The sequence below is a fragment of the Snodgrassella sp. CS2 genome (assembly GCF_050310315.1).
GTDB classification, from domain to species: Bacteria; Pseudomonadota; Gammaproteobacteria; order Burkholderiales; family Neisseriaceae; genus Snodgrassella; species Snodgrassella alvi_E.
In genome coordinates this window covers 13,523-30,327 of record NZ_JBNPBA010000003.1, presented here as the reverse complement: position 1 = coordinate 30,327, position 16,805 = coordinate 13,523, and the positions used below count along the sequence as shown (strand labels likewise).

Annotated in this window: 17 protein-coding genes; 8 read left to right on the top strand and 9 right to left on the bottom strand. The window is 42.1% G+C overall.

Annotation, left to right across the window (positions count from 1 at the left end):
• The first annotated feature begins 97 nt into the window (after nucleotides 1–97).
• From acnB to ACQP6D_RS05435, 4 genes are all read left to right on the top strand, one after another.
• A complete protein-coding gene (acnB, locus tag ACQP6D_RS05450) occupies nucleotides 98–2,683 on the top strand; it encodes a bifunctional aconitate hydratase 2/2-methylisocitrate dehydratase (protein WP_100152092.1) in 2,586 nt (861 codons plus the stop codon).
• A gap of 334 nt (nucleotides 2,684–3,017) precedes the next feature.
• Entirely contained in the window at nucleotides 3,018–3,950 is a 933-nt protein-coding gene (cysK, locus tag ACQP6D_RS05445) for a cysteine synthase A (RefSeq protein ID WP_100141505.1), read from the top strand.
• Between the two features lie 434 nt (nucleotides 3,951–4,384).
• On the top strand, nucleotides 4,385–4,603 hold the full coding sequence (locus ACQP6D_RS05440) for a DUF2867 domain-containing protein (protein WP_427857754.1): 219 nt from the start codon (nucleotides 4,385–4,387) through the stop codon (nucleotides 4,601–4,603).
• A 347-nt stretch (nucleotides 4,604–4,950) separates the two neighbouring features.
• Nucleotides 4,951–5,448 carry a prokaryotic membrane lipolipid attachment site family protein gene (locus tag ACQP6D_RS05435; RefSeq protein ID WP_100141503.1) on the top strand — a complete coding sequence of 166 codons (498 nt, stop codon included), beginning with the start codon at nucleotides 4,951–4,953 and terminating at the stop codon, nucleotides 5,446–5,448.
• Between the two features lie 134 nt (nucleotides 5,449–5,582).
• Here the strand turns inward: ACQP6D_RS05435 and ACQP6D_RS05430 are convergent, their stop codons facing one another.
• From ACQP6D_RS05430 to ACQP6D_RS05420, 3 genes are all read right to left on the bottom strand, one after another.
• Nucleotides 5,583–6,074, bottom strand: coding sequence for a peptidylprolyl isomerase (locus tag ACQP6D_RS05430; protein ID WP_267389994.1), 492 nt, complete (start codon nucleotides 6,072–6,074; stop codon nucleotides 5,583–5,585).
• A gap of 53 nt (nucleotides 6,075–6,127) precedes the next feature.
• Nucleotides 6,128–7,108, bottom strand: a complete 981-nt coding sequence (locus ACQP6D_RS05425) for a class 1 fructose-bisphosphatase (protein WP_427857646.1) — start codon at nucleotides 7,106–7,108, stop codon at nucleotides 6,128–6,130.
• 73 nt (nucleotides 7,109–7,181) lie between these two features.
• The gene (locus ACQP6D_RS05420) at nucleotides 7,182–8,030 is read right to left on the bottom strand and encodes a 23S rRNA (adenine(2030)-N(6))-methyltransferase RlmJ (protein ID WP_427857645.1); all 849 of its coding nucleotides are present in this window, start codon (nucleotides 8,028–8,030) and stop codon (nucleotides 7,182–7,184) included.
• A gap of 187 nt (nucleotides 8,031–8,217) precedes the next feature.
• Here ACQP6D_RS05420 and ACQP6D_RS05415 point away from each other — a divergent pair, with 187 nt between their 5' ends.
• Nucleotides 8,218–8,904, top strand: a complete 687-nt coding sequence (locus ACQP6D_RS05415) for a glutathione S-transferase family protein (RefSeq protein ID WP_427857644.1) — start codon at nucleotides 8,218–8,220, stop codon at nucleotides 8,902–8,904.
• 54 nt (nucleotides 8,905–8,958) lie between these two features.
• Here the strand turns inward: ACQP6D_RS05415 and ACQP6D_RS05410 are convergent, their stop codons facing one another.
• The 6 genes from ACQP6D_RS05410 to ACQP6D_RS05385 all read right to left on the bottom strand — a co-directional run bounded on the left by ACQP6D_RS05410 (nucleotide 8,959) and on the right by ACQP6D_RS05385 (nucleotide 14,069).
• Nucleotides 8,959–10,020: a hypothetical protein gene (locus ACQP6D_RS05410; protein ID WP_427857643.1), complete on the bottom strand. Its 1,062-nt coding sequence runs from the start codon at nucleotides 10,018–10,020 to the stop codon at nucleotides 8,959–8,961.
• Between the two features lie 214 nt (nucleotides 10,021–10,234).
• Nucleotides 10,235–10,684, bottom strand: a complete 450-nt coding sequence (gene mscL, locus ACQP6D_RS05405; protein WP_267403350.1) for a large conductance mechanosensitive channel protein MscL — start codon at nucleotides 10,682–10,684, stop codon at nucleotides 10,235–10,237.
• Nucleotides 10,685–10,838: 154 nt separating this feature from the next.
• Nucleotides 10,839–11,651: an enoyl-ACP reductase FabI gene (gene fabI / locus ACQP6D_RS05400; RefSeq protein WP_100141497.1), complete on the bottom strand. Its 813-nt coding sequence runs from the start codon at nucleotides 11,649–11,651 to the stop codon at nucleotides 10,839–10,841.
• A 149-nt stretch (nucleotides 11,652–11,800) separates the two neighbouring features.
• Complete coding sequence (gene trxB, locus ACQP6D_RS05395; RefSeq protein ID WP_100141496.1) at nucleotides 11,801–12,757, bottom strand: thioredoxin-disulfide reductase; 957 nt, start codon at nucleotides 12,755–12,757, stop codon at nucleotides 11,801–11,803.
• A gap of 108 nt (nucleotides 12,758–12,865) precedes the next feature.
• Complete coding sequence (locus ACQP6D_RS05390) at nucleotides 12,866–13,057, bottom strand: zinc-finger domain-containing protein (RefSeq protein ID WP_427857642.1); 192 nt, start codon at nucleotides 13,055–13,057, stop codon at nucleotides 12,866–12,868.
• Nucleotides 13,058–13,145: 88 nt separating this feature from the next.
• Nucleotides 13,146–14,069: a branched-chain amino acid transaminase gene (locus ACQP6D_RS05385; protein WP_100152085.1), complete on the bottom strand. Its 924-nt coding sequence runs from the start codon at nucleotides 14,067–14,069 to the stop codon at nucleotides 13,146–13,148.
• Between the two features lie 328 nt (nucleotides 14,070–14,397).
• Between ACQP6D_RS05385 and ACQP6D_RS05380 the strand changes: the two genes are divergently transcribed.
• The 3 genes from ACQP6D_RS05380 (at nucleotide 14,398) to pyrF (ending at nucleotide 16,792) form a co-directional block, all read left to right on the top strand.
• Complete coding sequence (locus tag ACQP6D_RS05380) at nucleotides 14,398–14,748, top strand: lipopolysaccharide assembly protein LapA domain-containing protein (RefSeq protein WP_100141493.1); 351 nt, start codon at nucleotides 14,398–14,400, stop codon at nucleotides 14,746–14,748.
• Nucleotides 14,741–15,925 carry a lipopolysaccharide assembly protein LapB gene (lapB, locus tag ACQP6D_RS05375; RefSeq protein ID WP_100152083.1) on the top strand — a complete coding sequence of 395 codons (1,185 nt, stop codon included), beginning with the start codon at nucleotides 14,741–14,743 and terminating at the stop codon, nucleotides 15,923–15,925. The genes ACQP6D_RS05380 and lapB overlap by 8 nt, the downstream gene beginning before the upstream one ends.
• Before the next feature lie 138 nt (nucleotides 15,926–16,063).
• On the top strand, nucleotides 16,064–16,792 hold the full coding sequence (gene pyrF, locus ACQP6D_RS05370) for an orotidine-5'-phosphate decarboxylase (protein WP_427857641.1): 729 nt from the start codon (nucleotides 16,064–16,066) through the stop codon (nucleotides 16,790–16,792).
• The last annotated feature ends 13 nt before the right edge of the window (nucleotides 16,793–16,805 follow it).

Below are 16,805 nucleotides of genomic sequence, written 5' to 3'. Positions count from 1 at the left end.
GCCCCTGTTTTCGGTTATCATTCATATTATTGCATTAGTAATGCATAATAAATCTACAAGAAAAACTTAAAAAACCATTACATTAAGGATGTTCAAGATGTTAGAAGCCTACCGCGCAGCCGCCGCTGAACGTGAAGCACTGGGTATTCCGCCTCTGCCGCTAACAGCGAAGCAAACAGAAGAGTTGGTTGAATTACTAAAAAATCCTCCCAAAGGGGAAGAAAAATTTCTGGTTGATTTACTGTCACATCGAGTGCCGCCTGGTGTAGATGATGCTTCTAAGGTCAAAGCATCTTTTCTGGGTGCTATTGCGGAGAAAACCGTAAGTAGTCCATTAATCACGCCCGTGTTTGCGGTAGAGCTACTGGGTACCATGTTGGGTGGTTACAACGTTCAGCCTCTGATTGAGTTTCTGGATAATGAAGAGTTGGCGGCTACTGCGGCAAATGCTTTAAAGCATACTTTGCTGATGTTTGATGCTTTCCATGACGTGGAAGAAAAAATGCGAGCCGGTAACCGGTATGCAAAAGAAGTAATAGAGTCATGGGCTAATGCTGAATGGTTTACTTCTCGTGAAAAAGTACCGGAAAAAATCACTGTTACCGTATTCAAAGTAGTTGGTGAAACCAATACTGACGATTTGTCACCGGCACCGGATGCATGGAGCCGGCCAGATATTCCGCTACATGCACTGGCTATGCTTAAAAATCCACGTGAAGGCATACATCCAGATAAACCAGGTGAAGTAGGCCCAATTAAACAATTAGCTGAGTTGAAAGCCAAGGGTAATCTGGTGGCTTACGTTGGTGATGTTGTAGGTACTGGCTCATCACGTAAATCAGCTACTAATTCTGTAATCTGGCATACCGGTCAAGATATTCCGTATGTACCGAATAAACGGTTTGGTGGAGTATGTTTAGGTGGCAAAATTGCGCCAATTTTCTTTAATACACAGGAAGATTCAGGTGCGTTACCGATTGAAGTAGATGTATCCAAACTCGACATGGGCGATGTAGTGGATATTCTGCCTTATGAAGGAAAAATTATCAAAAATGGCGAAACTGTCGCCGAATTTGAGCTCAAATCTCAGGTTATTCTAGATGAAGTACAGGCCGGTGGCCGCATTAATCTGATAATTGGCCGCGGTCTGACTGCAAAAGCTCGTGACGCATTAAGTCTGGGACATTCTGAAGTATTTCGTTTACCACAGGCTCCTGCACCGAGCACAGCTGGATTTAGTCTGGCACAAAAAATGGTTGGCCGTGCTTGCGGCTTGCCGGAAGGACAGGGTATTCGTCCGGGTACCTATTGTGAACCACGAATGACTACTGTTGGTTCGCAGGATACTACCGGCCCGATGACACGAGACGAACTGAAAGACCTGGCTTGTCTGGGCTTTAGTGCTGATTTGGTGATGCAATCTTTCTGTCATACCGCAGCCTATCCTAAACCAGTGGATGTCAAAACCCACAAGGAATTGCCAGTATTTATGTCTTCTCGTGGCGGTGTAGCTTTGCGTCCTGGTGACGGAATTATTCACTCATGGCTAAACCGGATGCTGTTGCCGGATATGGTGGGTACTGGCGGTGATTCACACACACGTTTCCCTCTGGGTATTTCTTTTCCTGCTGGATCTGGTTTGGTAGCATTTGCTGCGGCTACTGGCGTGATGCCATTGGATATGCCTGAATCCGTATTGGTACGCTTCTCCGGTAAAATGCAGCCAGGTATCACCCTGCGAGATTTGGTAAATGCCATTCCTTTGCAGGCTATAAAAGAAGGACTTCTCACCGTAGCTAAAGCAGGTAAGAAGAATATTTTCTCTGGTCGTATTCTGGAAATTGAAGGTTTGCCGGATTTGAAAGTAGAGCAAGCATTCGAACTGACTGATGCTTCTGCGGAACGGTCTGCTGCCGGCTGTACAGTGAAACTGCATAAAGAGCCGATTGAAGAATATTTGAAATCCAATATAGTGCTCTTAAAAAATATGATTGCCGATGGCTATCAGGATGCCCGTACGCTGAAACGCCGTATTCAGAAAATGGAACAATGGTTGGCTGAACCGAAATTACTCGAAGCCGATGCGGATGCAGAATACGCTGCCATTATTGATATCAATATGGATGAAATCAAAGAGCCGATTCTAGCCTGTCCGAACGATCCTGATGATGTAAAAACTTTGTCTGATGTAGCAGGTACACATATTGATGAAGTATTTATTGGCTCTTGTATGACTAATATTGGTCATTATCGTGCAGCTTCTACTTTGTTAGACGGTAAAACAGATTTACCTGTACGTCTGTGGGTGGCTCCTCCGACCAAAATGGATGCCAAAGAACTTTCTGATGAAGGCTATTATGGTATCTTGGGTCGAGTAGGTGCGCGGATGGAAATGCCAGGCTGTTCTTTGTGTATGGGCAATCAGGCGCAGGCACGTGAAGGTTCTACTGTAGTTTCCACTTCGACTCGTAACTTTCCAAACCGATTAGGTAAGAATACGCAAGTTTATCTGAGCTCAGCAGAGCTGGCGGCAATTTGCTCTAAACTCGGACATATCCCGAACATCGATGAATATCGCGAAAATATTGCCATTATTAATGATAAAGGCATCGAAATTTATCGCTATATGAACTTTAATGAAATTCAGGATTATGTAGATGTAGCAGCCAAGGTAGATGCTTAATAACGGCATTTTATCAGTGGCCTATAAAAGGACTACCGCAAAGGTAGTCCTTTTTTTAAATGGCGCTAAAAATTAAACTTTAAGCTTTGGCTGCTGGATTACTTAAATTAGCCATCAACTAAGAAATTATATGAATTATTCAGCGGCTTACTGCTATAATTAATCACCTCATTCTAAGGTAATAATCAGAAAAAATCATATTTCAGCAGACATTCCCTTTTTCACCGCCTATATAAATATTAATTGTATTAACCCACTGATAAATTATTTAGATTGAAAGTGGTTTTAATCTATGATGATAATCAATGCAGTTTCTCATAACAAAGGATAGACAATGAATATCGCCTCTAGCATCACTGACCTGATTGGTAACACCCCGCTGGTACAACTCAACCGTCTGAGTGCCGGTTTACCGGGCAAAGTGGTGGTTAAACTGGAATTTTTTAATCCCGGCAACAGTGTCAAGGACAGAATTGCAGCTAGCATGATTGATGCGGCAGAAAAGGCGGGTAAGATTCATTCTGATACGGTGATTGTGGAACCAACCAGTGGTAATACCGGTATTGGACTGGCAATGGTATGTGCCGCACGTGGATATAAATTAATTATCACTATGCCGGAAACCATGAGTAAGGAGCGGCGCATGCTATTGCGTGCATACGGTGCAGAACTGGTATTGACACCCGGAGCAGAAGGCATGTCAGGCGCGATTGCACGTGCACAGGCTTTTGTGGATTCAGATCCACAGAAATATTTTATGCCACAGCAGTTTGAAAATCCGGCAAATCCAGAAATTCATCGTGAAACTACTGCACAGGAAATTTGGCACGACACTGATGGTAAAGTAGATATTTTTGTTGCTGGTGTTGGTACGGGTGGTACTATCACTGGCGTAGGCGAAGTTTTAAAAGAAAAAAAACCTGAAGTTGAAGTATATGCTGTAGAACCCGAAGCTTCTGCCGTATTGTCTGGTGGCTGCAAAGGACCACATCCGATACAGGGTATTGGTGCCGGTTTTGTACCTAAAATCCTCAATACCCATGTTTATGATGGCATTATTCAGGTTCCGAATGATGTTTGTTTTGATACTGCTCGTGCAATGGCTTCCAAAGAAGGTATTTTAGTGGGAATTTCATCTGGTGCAGCGGTATGGGCAGGCTTGCAACTGGCAGCTAGACCGGAAAACAAAAATAAACTAATTGTGGTATTGATTCCTTCTTATGGTGAACGCTATCTTTCTACGCCATTGTTCGCAGATTTAGCCTAAGTTTTAACCCTATGATTGCAACCGAACCGGAAAAAAGGTTCGGTTTTTTTTTATGCAGTTAAAGCTGTGATACAAATATTATAAATAAAAGCATATTTTTTTAACTAACTTCTGAAACAAAAGCAGCATAAAAAATTAATTGTCTTATGAAAAAAACAAAAGCTTTCTTTAGAAGGATTCAATGGTTTATTGAGTAACATAACATTAGTAGACGAAAAGATTGATTATTTAAGCTACCAGTCTCTGGAAGTCTGCAAAAATGTCACTGTCTACGAAGCTTATGAATTGAAGACTTTTCACCAACCCAAATGGTTGGCAGGGCTTTTTAAAATAAGGGATTTTTTGGGAAAAAGAATCGGAATCAACCCAATTAATAGATTCAATAAATTGGAAGGAACAGAGCCGGACATAGGCAGTAAAGTCTATTTTTCACAATTATTGAAAAACAAAAGGACACGCTTACATTAACAATAAGGGATCATCTCGATGTTTGTTTATGTATTCGTATTATAAAAACTAAAGATTATATAAATAAATTATATGTCATTATTTCAGTTAAGATTCATAATTTTTGGGGAAAATTATATATGGCACCTGTTTTTATTATCCATCCTTATATTGTTTATAAATTATTCAATAATACTCATTCCTAGAAAAAAGAATGGTTATATACATAAAAAAAACATGTTGGTTCTTGTTTAGTTCATAAATCAGAAATAGATGGTGTTTATTCATGAAAAAAATATTGTATTAATTAATAAAATTAAAAGACATAATTTTTAATGATTTAATTCTATAAATCTATAAAAAATCAGTTACTTAAATCTGTTTATAAGCAGTGTAAATGTAAAGGCCAGCATGTGGATATGCTCAGAACTTTACCATTGGAGAAGCAAAAGACGTCGCTTGCACACTCTTTTCTGATATCATGTACAGCCACACGCTCAAGCTAGCTAGCTTTTATTTTTGTTTTAAGCAATATACGTTGAGTAAACAAATGATGAAAAAAACATTAGCATTATGTGTCGTAGCAGCATTTTTAGGTGGTTGTTCATCTATAGATGTACCTTTATCCGCGAAGCAGGCAAATAAAGAAGTCAAACCGGTACAGGTAGTTGACGGCACTGCAGTAAATAATGAGTATCATCTTGCCAGCAGCCACTGGTCTGATGTGGCCAAAATCCGCGATGAGGCTACCCGTTTAAGTTTTCAGGTTTCACAGGGTAGCATAACCAAAGTGCAGGCCGCACAATTGCTGGATCAGTTTCGTTTGGCTCAGGTAGGACATAATATGGTAGACGATGACATGTTTGCCATTTATTTGCGTAGTGCTGTAGAAAGTCAGCAGGGTACGATTGATACTGCACAATCCAAGGCCTATATACAGAATGCTTTGTCTGGCTGGCAGCAGCGTTGGCCGGTAATGCGTTCTAAACCAGCCAATCCAGCTTTTACAAACTTCCTTATGGAAGTGATGAATATGAAGCCGCTACAATAAATAGGCAAAAATAAAATACCCTATCTGTTGAAAGATTGGGTATTTTTGTGCGTTCAAAATTTTTATCCTATAATTTTATACGCATATTTATATTAAAAAAGCAGCCGGTCATGGCTGCTTTTTTGTTGTGCTAATTAAACAATTTCAGCTTTTTCAATTACTACATTTTCTACTGGTACATCCTGATGGCCGCCATGATTACCAGTTTTAACACTTTTTATTTTATCAACTACATCCTGTCCTTCAACCACTTTACCGAATACGGCATAACCCCAGCCGTGTAAATCAGGTTTGGTGTGATTCAGGAAGTCATTGTCTTTTACATTGATAAAAAATTGTGCGCTGGCTGAGTGAGGCTGCATGGTGCGTGCCATAGCGATGGTATATTGGTCATTTTTCAGGCCATTATTCGCTTCATTCTCAATTGGTTCATGTGTAGGTTTTTGTTGCATGTCTTTGTCGAAACCGCCACCTTGTATCATGAAACCATCGATTACACGGTGAAAAATGGTGCCATCATAGAAACCTTCACGTACATAGCGTTCGAAGTTGGCTGCGGTTTTCGGTGCTTTGTCATGGTCTAATTCGATGCCGATAACGCCGAAATTGGTAGTTAATTTAATCATGGAAATCTCCAGACGGGAGTGAAACAAAAAGTTGCAGCTTTTAGCTGCAATGGTTAATTTGCTTGATGCATGGCAGTGACGTAATCCACTTCTTCTTTGCTACCAAGTACGACAGCAACTCGCTGGTGTAGTCCATATGGCTGGATATCAAGAATATTTTGTTTGGTATCAGTGGCCGCACCCTGTGCCTGTTCAATTAACAGACTCATGGGATTAGCTTCATACATTAATCTCAGCTTGCCTGGCTTGTCAGGATTACGATTATCCTGCGGGTAAGTAAAGATACCGCCGCGCATTAGAATACGATGCACTTCCGCTACCATGGATGCAACCCAACGCATATTATAGTCTTTACCGCGGTTGCCAGTTTTACCAGCTAGCAGTTCGGCTATATATTTCTGCATTGCCGGCTGCCAGTGACGCTGATTGGACATATTGATAGCAAATTCGGCTGTAGTAGCTGGTATTTGCGGATTTTTCTGTGTCAGCTGAAACTGGTTTTGTTCATTCAGGGTAAACATGGCGATGCCATGTTTCAGCGTCAGTACCAGTATGGTTTGTGGACCATACAGAACATAGCCGCTGGCCAGCTGCTTACGGCCGCACTGTAAGAAGCTTTCGGTAGTCAGGGCACCAGTGGGTTTTGCCAGCACCGAAAAAATGGTACCGATGGAAATATTGACATCAATATTGGAGCTGCCATCAAGTGGGTCAAAGAGAACCAGAAATTGACCATCGCTATTAGCAGTGACAAAGGAATCTTCTTCTTCACTAGCCAGACCGGCGATGGCTGGATTGGAAGACAATGTGTCAATCATTATCCGGTTGGACAGTACATCCAGCTTTTTCTGCTCTTCGCCCTGAATATTGCCAGTATGAGCGCTACCCAATATATTATCCAGTGCACCTAAGCGGATTTCGCGGTTAATGAGTAGACACGCATTGCTGATGCTGGTGATAACTTCAGGTAATAATGGTGTGACTGCATAGTTTTGTTGTTGCTGATACAAATAATCAGACAGTAAAACGGACATGCAAATACTCCCTTTTAAAATTCTAGGCCATTATACAGTAGCCTTGTTTGCTTGACTGATAAGCAGATGATTTTCAGGCAATGTGAGACTGTAAAACAAAATGGGCACTGTTATCCTGTGCCAATAGCTGAGTTAATGCTGGTAAAACTTCTGCTAATTGCTGAGGCAGGGTGTAAGGCGGATTAATAATAAACATTCCACTGCCATGCATACCAAAACCGTCTGGCTGCGGGGATTTAACGTGAAGTTCTGCTTGTACAAAGTTATCTGGAACTAGTTTTTGCAGTTTCATAGGTAACTTCTGGCTTTCTGCGCTGCCAAGACAAGGATACCAGACCATATAACAGCCGTTAGAAAATTTTTTTATTGCAGCTTTAAGTGTATCCACAACCTGCTGATAATCATGTTTTACTTCATAGGGTGGATCGATTAATACTACTGCGCGACGGCTTGGTGGCGGCAGCATTGACAATAAACCCTTGAATCCATCATCACAAAAGACCTGAACTCGGTTGGGCAATTTTATATTGCGCATATTACTTCGTAATAATTCTGCATCTGTTGGATGTAATTCAAACAGTCTCAGACGATCTTGTTCACGAGCCACTGCCTGAGCAAGCCATGGTGAACCACAATAATAATTTTCTGTATCTGGTAGGCTGGCTATAACTACTTCACGGAAAGTTTGCAGACTGGCATCCAGATTTTCTTTATCTAAAATTCTTTTAATTCCCTCACGGTATTCGCCTACTTTTTGAGCCTCTTTGCTGTTCAGGCTGTATAGACCTGCTCCAGCATGGGTGTCTATATAGCAATATGCTTTGTCTTTAAGCTTAAAATATTCTAGAACTGATATCAGACAATAATGTTTTAGAATGTCGGCATGATTACCGGCGTGAAATGCATGACGATAGCTGAGCATGTACGTGTGACTGTTGTAAAGACTAATAAATTTGAGTTCTTATTGTACCGATTGTACCGAATTTATGCATTAGGGTGAAAGATTCAGCTTTCATTGTTTATGGTATAAATGTTCTAATATAATAGAAAAAAAGGGTAAATAAATTAATTATTTTGACAAATATTTTTCTATAAGGAAAACATGAGCGATGAGCTATTCTCTTTATATCGGTAATAAAAATTATTCAACTTGGTCTATGCGACCTTGGCTAGTGATGAAACATTTTCAGATAGATTTTACTGAAATAATGGTTCGTTTTGACAACTTCGATGCCGATTCAAAGTTCAAACAAACCATTTTGGCATTGAATCCTTATGGTACGGTACCGATTTTATCAGATAATGAACTGGTGATAAGCGATTCTCTTGCTATCTGCGAATATCTGGCCGAACGGCATCCTCAACTTCCTTTATGGCCTCAAAATTATAAAATTCGCGCTAAAGCAAGAAGCGTAACGGCCAAAATGCACAGTGGGTATAGTCATATACGCCAGCATTTAGCTATGAATATTGAGGCAGTCTTACCTGAAATCGGGCAGATAAAACTTCGTGATTTTCCAACACTCAGAGATGAAATCAATTTTTTAGATAATCATTTATCATTTTTACTTACAGAATCTGATAGCTCGTATCTGTTTGGTAATTTTAGCATTGCAGATGCATTTTATGCTCCGATGTGCTTGAGATTGAAAGGATATCAGATACCTGTTTCAAACGTTCTGAAACATTATATAGAAACTATATGTACTACCGAAGCGGTGGCTGAGTGGATTGCTGAAGCTCTTGAAGAAAAAGATTTTGTCGTCATGGATGAACCTTATCGTATCTGCCGCTGAAATAAGGATTGATATAAAAATGCCGGTAAGCTTAATCAAGTTACCGGCAATTATTTATTTATTCAGACTGCTTTTTATCTGCAAAGCCAGTTGAGGGTTCCACATCGCACCGGTTGCACTCATCACTGCATCAGCTCCGGCTGCTCGATAAGCCAGATAATGCTCTGCATTGCTGACACCACCTACGCCGATTATGGCAAAGTGATTATTTAGTCGGGTTCTTAATCTGTGCAAACGTTCTACCATTTCTAGGCCAGCCCAGCGAATAGCATCACCACAAACCCCGCCTGTAGGTCGGTTTTGTCCCAACGCTGGTTTTCCATCTGCATTTACCGGCCTGGCTGACAATGTGTTGATGGTACTGTAACCATCTACCACACCGTCCAATACGTGCAGCAACGGGTAAATAGCTTCATCATTAGCAAAATAAGCAAGTTTAAGAAATAGGGGTTTATCAGGTACGGCGTTTTTGATTTCCTTGGCTATGCGTTCGACCTTAGGGAAATCAAAGCACAATAATTGGTTTACCCCTTCATTGGGACAGCTTAAATTGGCCTCTAATATGGGGGCTTCGGTTTCTGCTACAAGAAGGGCAGTTTTGGCATAATCTCTTTCGATACTGGCTTCATTACCTGCGGTGCCTTGAAAACTGCCAATCAGAAATTGCCCTTTATGTGCAGCATTTACAGCTGCAGCCATATCAGGCTGCCAGATATCAGGATTAAAGGAAGGCACGCCAAAAGAATTGGTAATTGATAACGGCGTGGTGTAATTGGTATCAGCTAAAACTGTATCTACGCCGGCAGACAATTGGTTCTCAGGGTGCACCGATAATACATTAGGTAACGGATGGCTGGCATGTGCACGGCTACGTACGGTTTTGTACACACATAAATCAAAACCATAGTTAAATGCTGCTTTGATAAAGCTGGCATTTAGTAATGGACCTGCAGGAATACCGAAAGGCAAATTCACTTCCAGATTTAAAAAAGTTTCTGGCTGCTTTTTCTCTGGTATAGATGGTGGTGTCAGACTGAATGCACCAAAAGGACCTTGCTGATAGTTTTCTTCATAGCTTAGAAGAGGGTTATAAAATGGAGTGGGCTGATTCTGCATTGTTGTTCCTGTTGGTCTGATTGATTTATTCTGGTAAAACAATTTACATGAGCATTTAAGGCGAATCTGGTGTCATTGTGGCGTGCAATATGCTCATTTGGTTTTGGCGCAAAAAAAGCTACAGGGTTTATGTAGCTTTTGCATATCGGGTATGAATCAATTAATTAATTGTGTGCAGTGTACACTAGGTTTGGATGCTGATTAATCTTTTAAATTAATTTAACTCAGAAGTGCAATTCGGACAACGTTTTGCTTCAAGCGGAATTTCGGTACAGCATTCAGGACATTGCTTGGTATGGCTTTGCTGTGGTGGGCTTTTATGCAGACGATTGATCCCTTTTACCACCATAAAAATAGCAAAGCCAACGATAATCAGGCTAATAACTGTATTAATAAATAAACCAATATTAATGGTCACGGCTCCGGCTGCCTGAGCGGCACCCAGTGTCTCGTAAGGACCGGGGGCTTTGGAACCATCACGCAAGGTAAAGAACAAATTGGAAAAATCTACTCCGCCAATTAGTAAGCCAATAGGGGGCATGATTACATCGTCAACCAATGATTTAACCATATTGGTAAATGCAGTACCGACTACCATACCAACAGCGAGATCAATGACATTGCCTCGCATTAAAAAAGCTTTAAACTGTTCTAAAAATTTCATATTTGCCTCCATGGTTGGCTTATAAATGAAATACTTGCACATTTATATTAGCGCGATTAAACCAGCCGGCATGCAGGGAAAGCGTTATGCAGTGTAAAAATAATAAAAGCTGCCTGATTCTGAATTCAGGCAGCTTGGAACAACCTTTTGTTAATCAAGCATTATTGTGGGTACTGACTAGATCTTCCGGTACACCCAATGCATTGATGCTGTAGCCACCGTCAACATAGGTGATTTCTCCAGTGATGCCAGTAGCTAAATCGGATAACAGAAAAGCTGCCGTATTGCCCACTTCTTCAATGGTAATATTCCGGCGAATTGGGTTTTGTGCTGAAACGTGGGACAGTAGGCGGCTGAAATTGGCAATACCAGAGGCAGCCAGGGTTTTAATCGGGCCGGCAGAAATGCCATTGCAGCGGATACCTTCCTGTCCCAGACAAGCGGCAGTAAAGCGGATACCAGCTTCCAGCGAAGCTTTAGCCATACCCATTACGTTATAATTAGGAATGGCACGAACTGCACCAAGATAGGTCAACGCCAGAATGGCACTGTTATGACCAGTCATTAACGGGCGTGCCGCTTTGGCCAGTGCAGGCAGACTATAGGCAGACACTTCATGGGCTGTCATAAAGGCTTCACGGGTAATGCTATCGAGAAAATCACCGTTTAAAGCCTCTTTGGGTGCAAAAGCAATGGCATGTACCAGTCCGTCTAGTTGCGACCAGCTCTGACCGAGGTCAGAAAATAACTGATTGATTTCATCATCACTCTGCACATCGCAGCGGTATACCAGTTCTGAGCCGAGGCCGGCTGCCATTTTACGTACCCGTTCTTCGAGTTTGTCTACGACATAGGTGAAGGCCAGTTCCGCACCCTGTTCGTGACAGGCTTTGGCAATACCATAGGCAATAGAGCGTTCCGATATCATACCTGTGATGAGGATTTTTTTGCCTTGCAAAAAGCCCATATTTATTATCCTTGAACGTGATTTGTGTTAGCTTAAAGCCCGCATTATAACTAATATTTACTTTTAGGCGAAATGCTAGTATAGAGTTGAAACTTTAAAACCGGCCGCAGGCTACTAAGCCGATAGGCCGGTAATATCTGAAAAAATTATTAGCTGCTTAAGCCGGAAAGATAATGGTCTGCATCCAGAGCTGCCTGACAGCCGGAAGCGGCGCTGGTAATGGCCTGACGGTATATGTGATCTTTTACGTCGCCAGCAGCAAATACACCTGGAATATTGGTAGCACCTACATTACCTTCATTGCCTCCTTTGGTAATGAGATAGCCGGTGGCATCCATATCCAGCTGGCCTTTAAAAATCTGTGTATTGGGTTGGTGACCGATGGCAATGAAAATGCCGTTTACGGCCAGAAGCTCACTTTCATTGTTTGTATAGTTGATTCTTACTGCGTTGACGCCAGAATCGTCACCCAGAATTTCGTCTACATTGGCATTGAGTTTCAGAATAATTTTGCCTTCTTTTTCCCGTTCCAGTAGCTTATCAATCATGATTTTTTCGGCACGGAAACTTTCTCGTCTGTGAATAACGGTTACAGTACGGGCGATATTGGCTAAATAGAGTGCTTCTTCAATGGCTGTATTACCACCACCTACCACTGCTACATCCTGATCTTTATAGAAAAATCCATCACAGGTGGCGCAGGCGGAAACGCCACGGCCGGCAAATGCTTCTTCACTAGGTAAGCCGAGATATTTAGCCGATGCACCGGTGGCAATAATTAATGCGTCACAGCTATATGTTCCCATATCACCGGTGAGAGTAAATGGACGCTGCTGCAACTGTACCTGATTAATGTGATCGAAAACTATCTTGGTACCGAAACGTTCAGCGTGAGCCAGAAAGCGTTCCATCAGTTCTGGACCTTGTACGCCATTCACATCTGCCGGCCAGTTATCAACTTCTGTAGTTGTCATCAGCTGACCACCCTGTGCCATACCGGTAATCAGAGTAGGATTCAATCCAGCACGGGCAGCGTATACGGCTGCGGTATAGCCGGCAGGTCCGGAACCGAGAATGATCAGACGGCTGTGTGTGGTTTCTGTCATGACAAATCCTTCTTATGCTTGCAATGCTTGAGTGAAAAATTACTAATTACTGTACCACAATACCCGCGGTTGATTAATATTGACACTACTATGCAGAATAATTATTTATCAATGGTGCTGTTCAGCAATCCCATTCAGATGATAATGCTGGCCGCAATATGGGCATTCTATGCTGCTGTTTGACTGAATAGGTAAGAATACGCGTGGATGACCATTCCAAGTTTCGTTTTCTGGTCCGCTGCATATCAGTGGTAAATCATGCGGAGTGATGGTGATCATAGATGGAGCTGAATGACTCATTATATTTTCCTTACATCGGCAATAAGACAAAAAAATCCAGCAGGCTTGATAGGCGGAAATACCTTTATTCAGGCCTGCTGGCTGAGTTTTAGTCAATATAGGTTAACCATGATTCATATTTAGCATTTTTGCCGTGAACGATGTCGAAGTATCGCTGCTGGATTTCAGTTGTCAGAGGACCACGTGCGCCGCAGCCGATTGTGCGTCCATCAACTTCACGGATAGGGGTAACTTCAGCTGCGGTACCAGTAAAGAATACTTCATCGGCACAATAAACTTCATCACGGGTAATGCGTTTTTCAGTTACCGTTAACTGCATATCTGCAGCAATGGCCATTACAGTACGACGTGTAATGCCATCGAGTGCGGCATCCAGTGCTGGCGTGTAAAGTTTACCATCATTGATAATAAAGACATTCTCACCTGAACCTTCTGCTACAAATCCATTAGCATCTAACATAATGGCTTCATCGTAGCCATTACGGGTGGCTTCGGTATTGGCCATAATAGAATTCATGTAGTTGCCATTTGCCTTGGCTTTAATCATGGTGATATTAGGGTGATGTCTGGTAAATGAACTGATTTGCACGCGGATACCACGCTGCATGCCTTCTTCACCAAGATAAGCACCCCATGGCCAAGCTGCTACTATGACTTGTACATCATTCTGATCCGGAGCTACCCCCAGTTTGTTAGAACCATAAAAAGCCATAGGGCGGAAATAGCAGGAGGACAGTTTGTTGGCCTTTACTACCTCAATGTGAGCCTGATTAATCTGTTCTTGTGTATAGGGCAGGTGCATGCCGGTAATTTTTGCAGAATTAAACAGGCGTTTGGTGTGATCCTGCAAGCGGAATATAGCGGCACCTTTTGAGGTTTCGTAGGCACGGACACCCTCGAATACGCCCATGCCATAATGTAATGTGTGTGTTAAAACGTGTGTTTGGGCATTTCGCCAGTCGACAAGATTACCGTTAAACCAGATAAAACCGTCGCGATCGGCCATAGACATAGTAAAACTTCTCCAAAATAAGACATTAAGCTGCGTGGCCGAAACTCAGCTCTGCATGGGATAGGGCAAAACTGGGTCTAAGACTTGGGCAGTGCAAGAATCAATGTAACAACAGCCTAGGGTCTTAGCTTTAGCCAGTGGTTGCTGTTACTTTATGTAAACATAAATATTATACACTGCCTGTTTTGCTTGCCAATGCTGAAAACATGGGCTGCTTTTGCTAAAAAGCCGTGAAATCGTTTAAACTGTGTTGTTTCTCGGCTAAACAGGCTGTTATCTGGCATATGATTGTTTTTTCTGAAAACAGTACTTTACGGGGTAGACGGGTATGAAGATTATTTACACATTAATAAAGATAGTGGTGTTACTGGCTTTGCTGTTACTGGCTGTAAGTAATACACAACTGATTACATTTAATTATCTGCCTGGGCAGATGCTGAATTTACCGCTGATTGTACTGTTGCTGATATTTTTTATTATTGGTGCGGTGTTTGGGGTGTTTGCTATGTTTGGTCGTCTGTTAAGACTGCGCAGTAAGGTTAATCAATTGCAGGTTAAAATTGATAAGCAAACGAAAGCTGCCAGTCAGTCAGTTCATACTGAAACTATTGCCACCAATGCAGGTGTGAACGGCCAAAATCATTCTGAAGAGCAGAAGGTAAATAATCAGCATGGATAGCAATGATTTTTGGATGTGGCTGGCGCCAGTTTTTTTATTACCGGTATTTTTTGCTATGGGTTGGTTTGCAGCACGTGTGGATATGCGAGCTGTGCTGAAACAGGCAAAAGCTATTCCAGAAGGATTTTACAAAAGTTTGGATGCGCTGGCGGAACACAAAAGTGCGGTTGCGGTACGTGAACTTGCTGAAGTAGTGGATCAGCAGAATGATGCCAGACAGAGTACATATGAACTGCATCTGACACTAGGTAAGCTGTATCGCCAGCGCGGAGAAAACGATAAAGCCATTGCTCTGCATCAAAGCTTGCTTGAATTACCAGAAACCATCGCAGAACGACGAGATACTGTTGCTTTTGAGCTCGGACAAGACTATCAGGCGGCCGGACTAGTGGATCGTGCAGAACAAATATTGGTTGGTTTGCTTGATGGCAGTAAGGCTCGGCAGGCACGACAAATTCTACTGAATATCTATCAGCAGGATCGCGACTGGGAAAAAGCAATTAAACTCGCTGAAGAGTTAAGCACTGGTGATCAGACATATCAGTTTGAAATTGCCCAGTTTTATTGTGAGCTGGCTCAGCTGGCTTTATACCATTCGGAATACAATAAAGCGCGCGAATATATTTTTCAGGCTTTGGCGGTAAACCGTAAATGCTGCCGTGCTAATATGATTTTGGGTGATGTAGAGCTGAAACAACATAACTATCAGGCTGCGATAGATGCTTATAGTGCAATAGAAAAGCAAAATTATGAGTATCTGAGTCAGGTAGGTGAGCGCCTGTATGATGCTTATGATGGTTTACATAAAGCTGCCGACGGTATTGAAGTTTTGATTGGATTTGCCCAGACCTTTCCTCAGTTGGATTTATCCGGTGTGATTTATGAAAAGTCAGTACCTATATATGGTGAGGACAAAGCCACGGAGATTGTTATTGATCTGGTACGGCGCAAACCTACACTCACGGGAACTTATCGTTTGCTCGGGGTTTTGCAGAATAGTATAAACCCGAAATGGAAAGCGGAAGTGGATATGATGCGTTCGGTAGTGGGAATGCAGATGCAAAAATCTGTGATGTATCGTTGCCGACACTGCCATTTCAAATCACAAGTGTTTTTCTGGCATTGCCCAGCCTGCAATAAATGGGAAACGTTTACGCCAAACCGCATTGATATTTAGTTTGCAAGCTGACACAGATTGGTTAAGGCAGACTTAGCGTTTAGTTATCTTTTTTATAAGCAGAACCACTCAGACGGATAACCTTCTTCTGACAAGCTAAGTAGTTCTTATTATTTTGTAATTTTTTCTATATAAAGTATGAATCCATTAATGCTAGATACCACGTTGATTAATCAACCAGCTAAGCCAGTTATTGTGGCGCTGGATTTTGCCTGTGCGGAAAAAACGCTTGAATTTGTGCAGCAGCTGGAACCAAGTTTATGTCAACTCAAAATCGGCAAAGAGTTGTTTACCGCTACCGGACGGTATCTGGTGGAACAATTGGTGTTGCAAGGCTATCGAATATTTCTGGATTTGAAATATCACGACATTCCCAATACTGTTGCTTCTGCCTGTAAGGTGGCTGCTGACATGGGTGTATGGATGGTAGACATGCATGCTTCGGGAGGGCGCAGAATGATGGAAGCTGCAGCCGAAGCGGTCAGCAATTACAGTCAGCCTCCATTATTGATTGCAGTAACAGTTTTAACCAGTATGATCCAGTCAGAGCTGGCTGAAACCGGCATGAACCTGCCAATTGATGAAGCGGTTGTTCGTTTGGCTGAATTGAGCCGTCAAGCGGGTATGAATGGCGTAGTTTGCTCTGCACAGGAAGCCACTTTATTGCGTCAGCAGCTGGGACAAGAGTTTTTATTGGTTACACCCGGTATTCGTCTCAGTACTGACATCAAAGACGATCAGCGTCGAATCATGACGCCTAAAGCTGCTTTGGCTGCAGGCAGCAGCTATTTGGTTATGGGGCGTCCAATTACTCAAAGTGAGCATCCTTCGGCATTGTTACAGCAAATCAATCAGGGTCTAATTTAGCTCAGAAAATTTT

What these genes read in the sequence shown, in the direction of transcription:
- ACQP6D_RS05430 (WP_267389994.1), bottom strand. Translation starts at nt 6,074, where the DNA reads ATGATTAAATTAACTACCAATTTCGGCGTTATCGGCATCGAATTAGAC.
- pyrF (WP_427857641.1), top strand. Translation starts at nt 16,064, where the DNA reads ATGAATCCATTAATGCTAGATACCACGTTGATTAATCAACCAGCTAAG.
- ACQP6D_RS05435 (WP_100141503.1), top strand. Translation starts at nt 4,951, where the DNA reads ATGAAAAAAACATTAGCATTATGTGTCGTAGCAGCATTTTTAGGTGGT.
- ACQP6D_RS05415 (WP_427857644.1), top strand. Translation starts at nt 8,218, where the DNA reads ATGAGCTATTCTCTTTATATCGGTAATAAAAATTATTCAACTTGGTCT.
- acnB (WP_100152092.1), top strand. Translation starts at nt 98, where the DNA reads ATGTTAGAAGCCTACCGCGCAGCCGCCGCTGAACGTGAAGCACTGGGT.
- fabI (WP_100141497.1), bottom strand. Translation starts at nt 11,651, where the DNA reads ATGGGCTTTTTGCAAGGCAAAAAAATCCTCATCACAGGTATGATATCG.
- ACQP6D_RS05385 (WP_100152085.1), bottom strand. Translation starts at nt 14,069, where the DNA reads ATGTCTATGGCCGATCGCGACGGTTTTATCTGGTTTAACGGTAATCTT.
- ACQP6D_RS05420 (WP_427857645.1), bottom strand. Translation starts at nt 8,030, where the DNA reads ATGCTCAGCTATCGTCATGCATTTCACGCCGGTAATCATGCCGACATT.
- ACQP6D_RS05425 (WP_427857646.1), bottom strand. Translation starts at nt 7,108, where the DNA reads ATGTCCGTTTTACTGTCTGATTATTTGTATCAGCAACAACAAAACTAT.
- lapB (WP_100152083.1), top strand. Translation starts at nt 14,741, where the DNA reads ATGGATAGCAATGATTTTTGGATGTGGCTGGCGCCAGTTTTTTTATTA.
- ACQP6D_RS05390 (WP_427857642.1), bottom strand. Translation starts at nt 13,057, where the DNA reads ATGAGTCATTCAGCTCCATCTATGATCACCATCACTCCGCATGATTTA.
- cysK (WP_100141505.1), top strand. Translation starts at nt 3,018, where the DNA reads ATGAATATCGCCTCTAGCATCACTGACCTGATTGGTAACACCCCGCTG.
- ACQP6D_RS05410 (WP_427857643.1), bottom strand. Translation starts at nt 10,020, where the DNA reads ATGCAGAATCAGCCCACTCCATTTTATAACCCTCTTCTAAGCTATGAA.
- trxB (WP_100141496.1), bottom strand. Translation starts at nt 12,757, where the DNA reads ATGACAGAAACCACACACAGCCGTCTGATCATTCTCGGTTCCGGACCT.
- ACQP6D_RS05380 (WP_100141493.1), top strand. Translation starts at nt 14,398, where the DNA reads ATGAAGATTATTTACACATTAATAAAGATAGTGGTGTTACTGGCTTTG.
- mscL (WP_267403350.1), bottom strand. Translation starts at nt 10,684, where the DNA reads ATGAAATTTTTAGAACAGTTTAAAGCTTTTTTAATGCGAGGCAATGTC.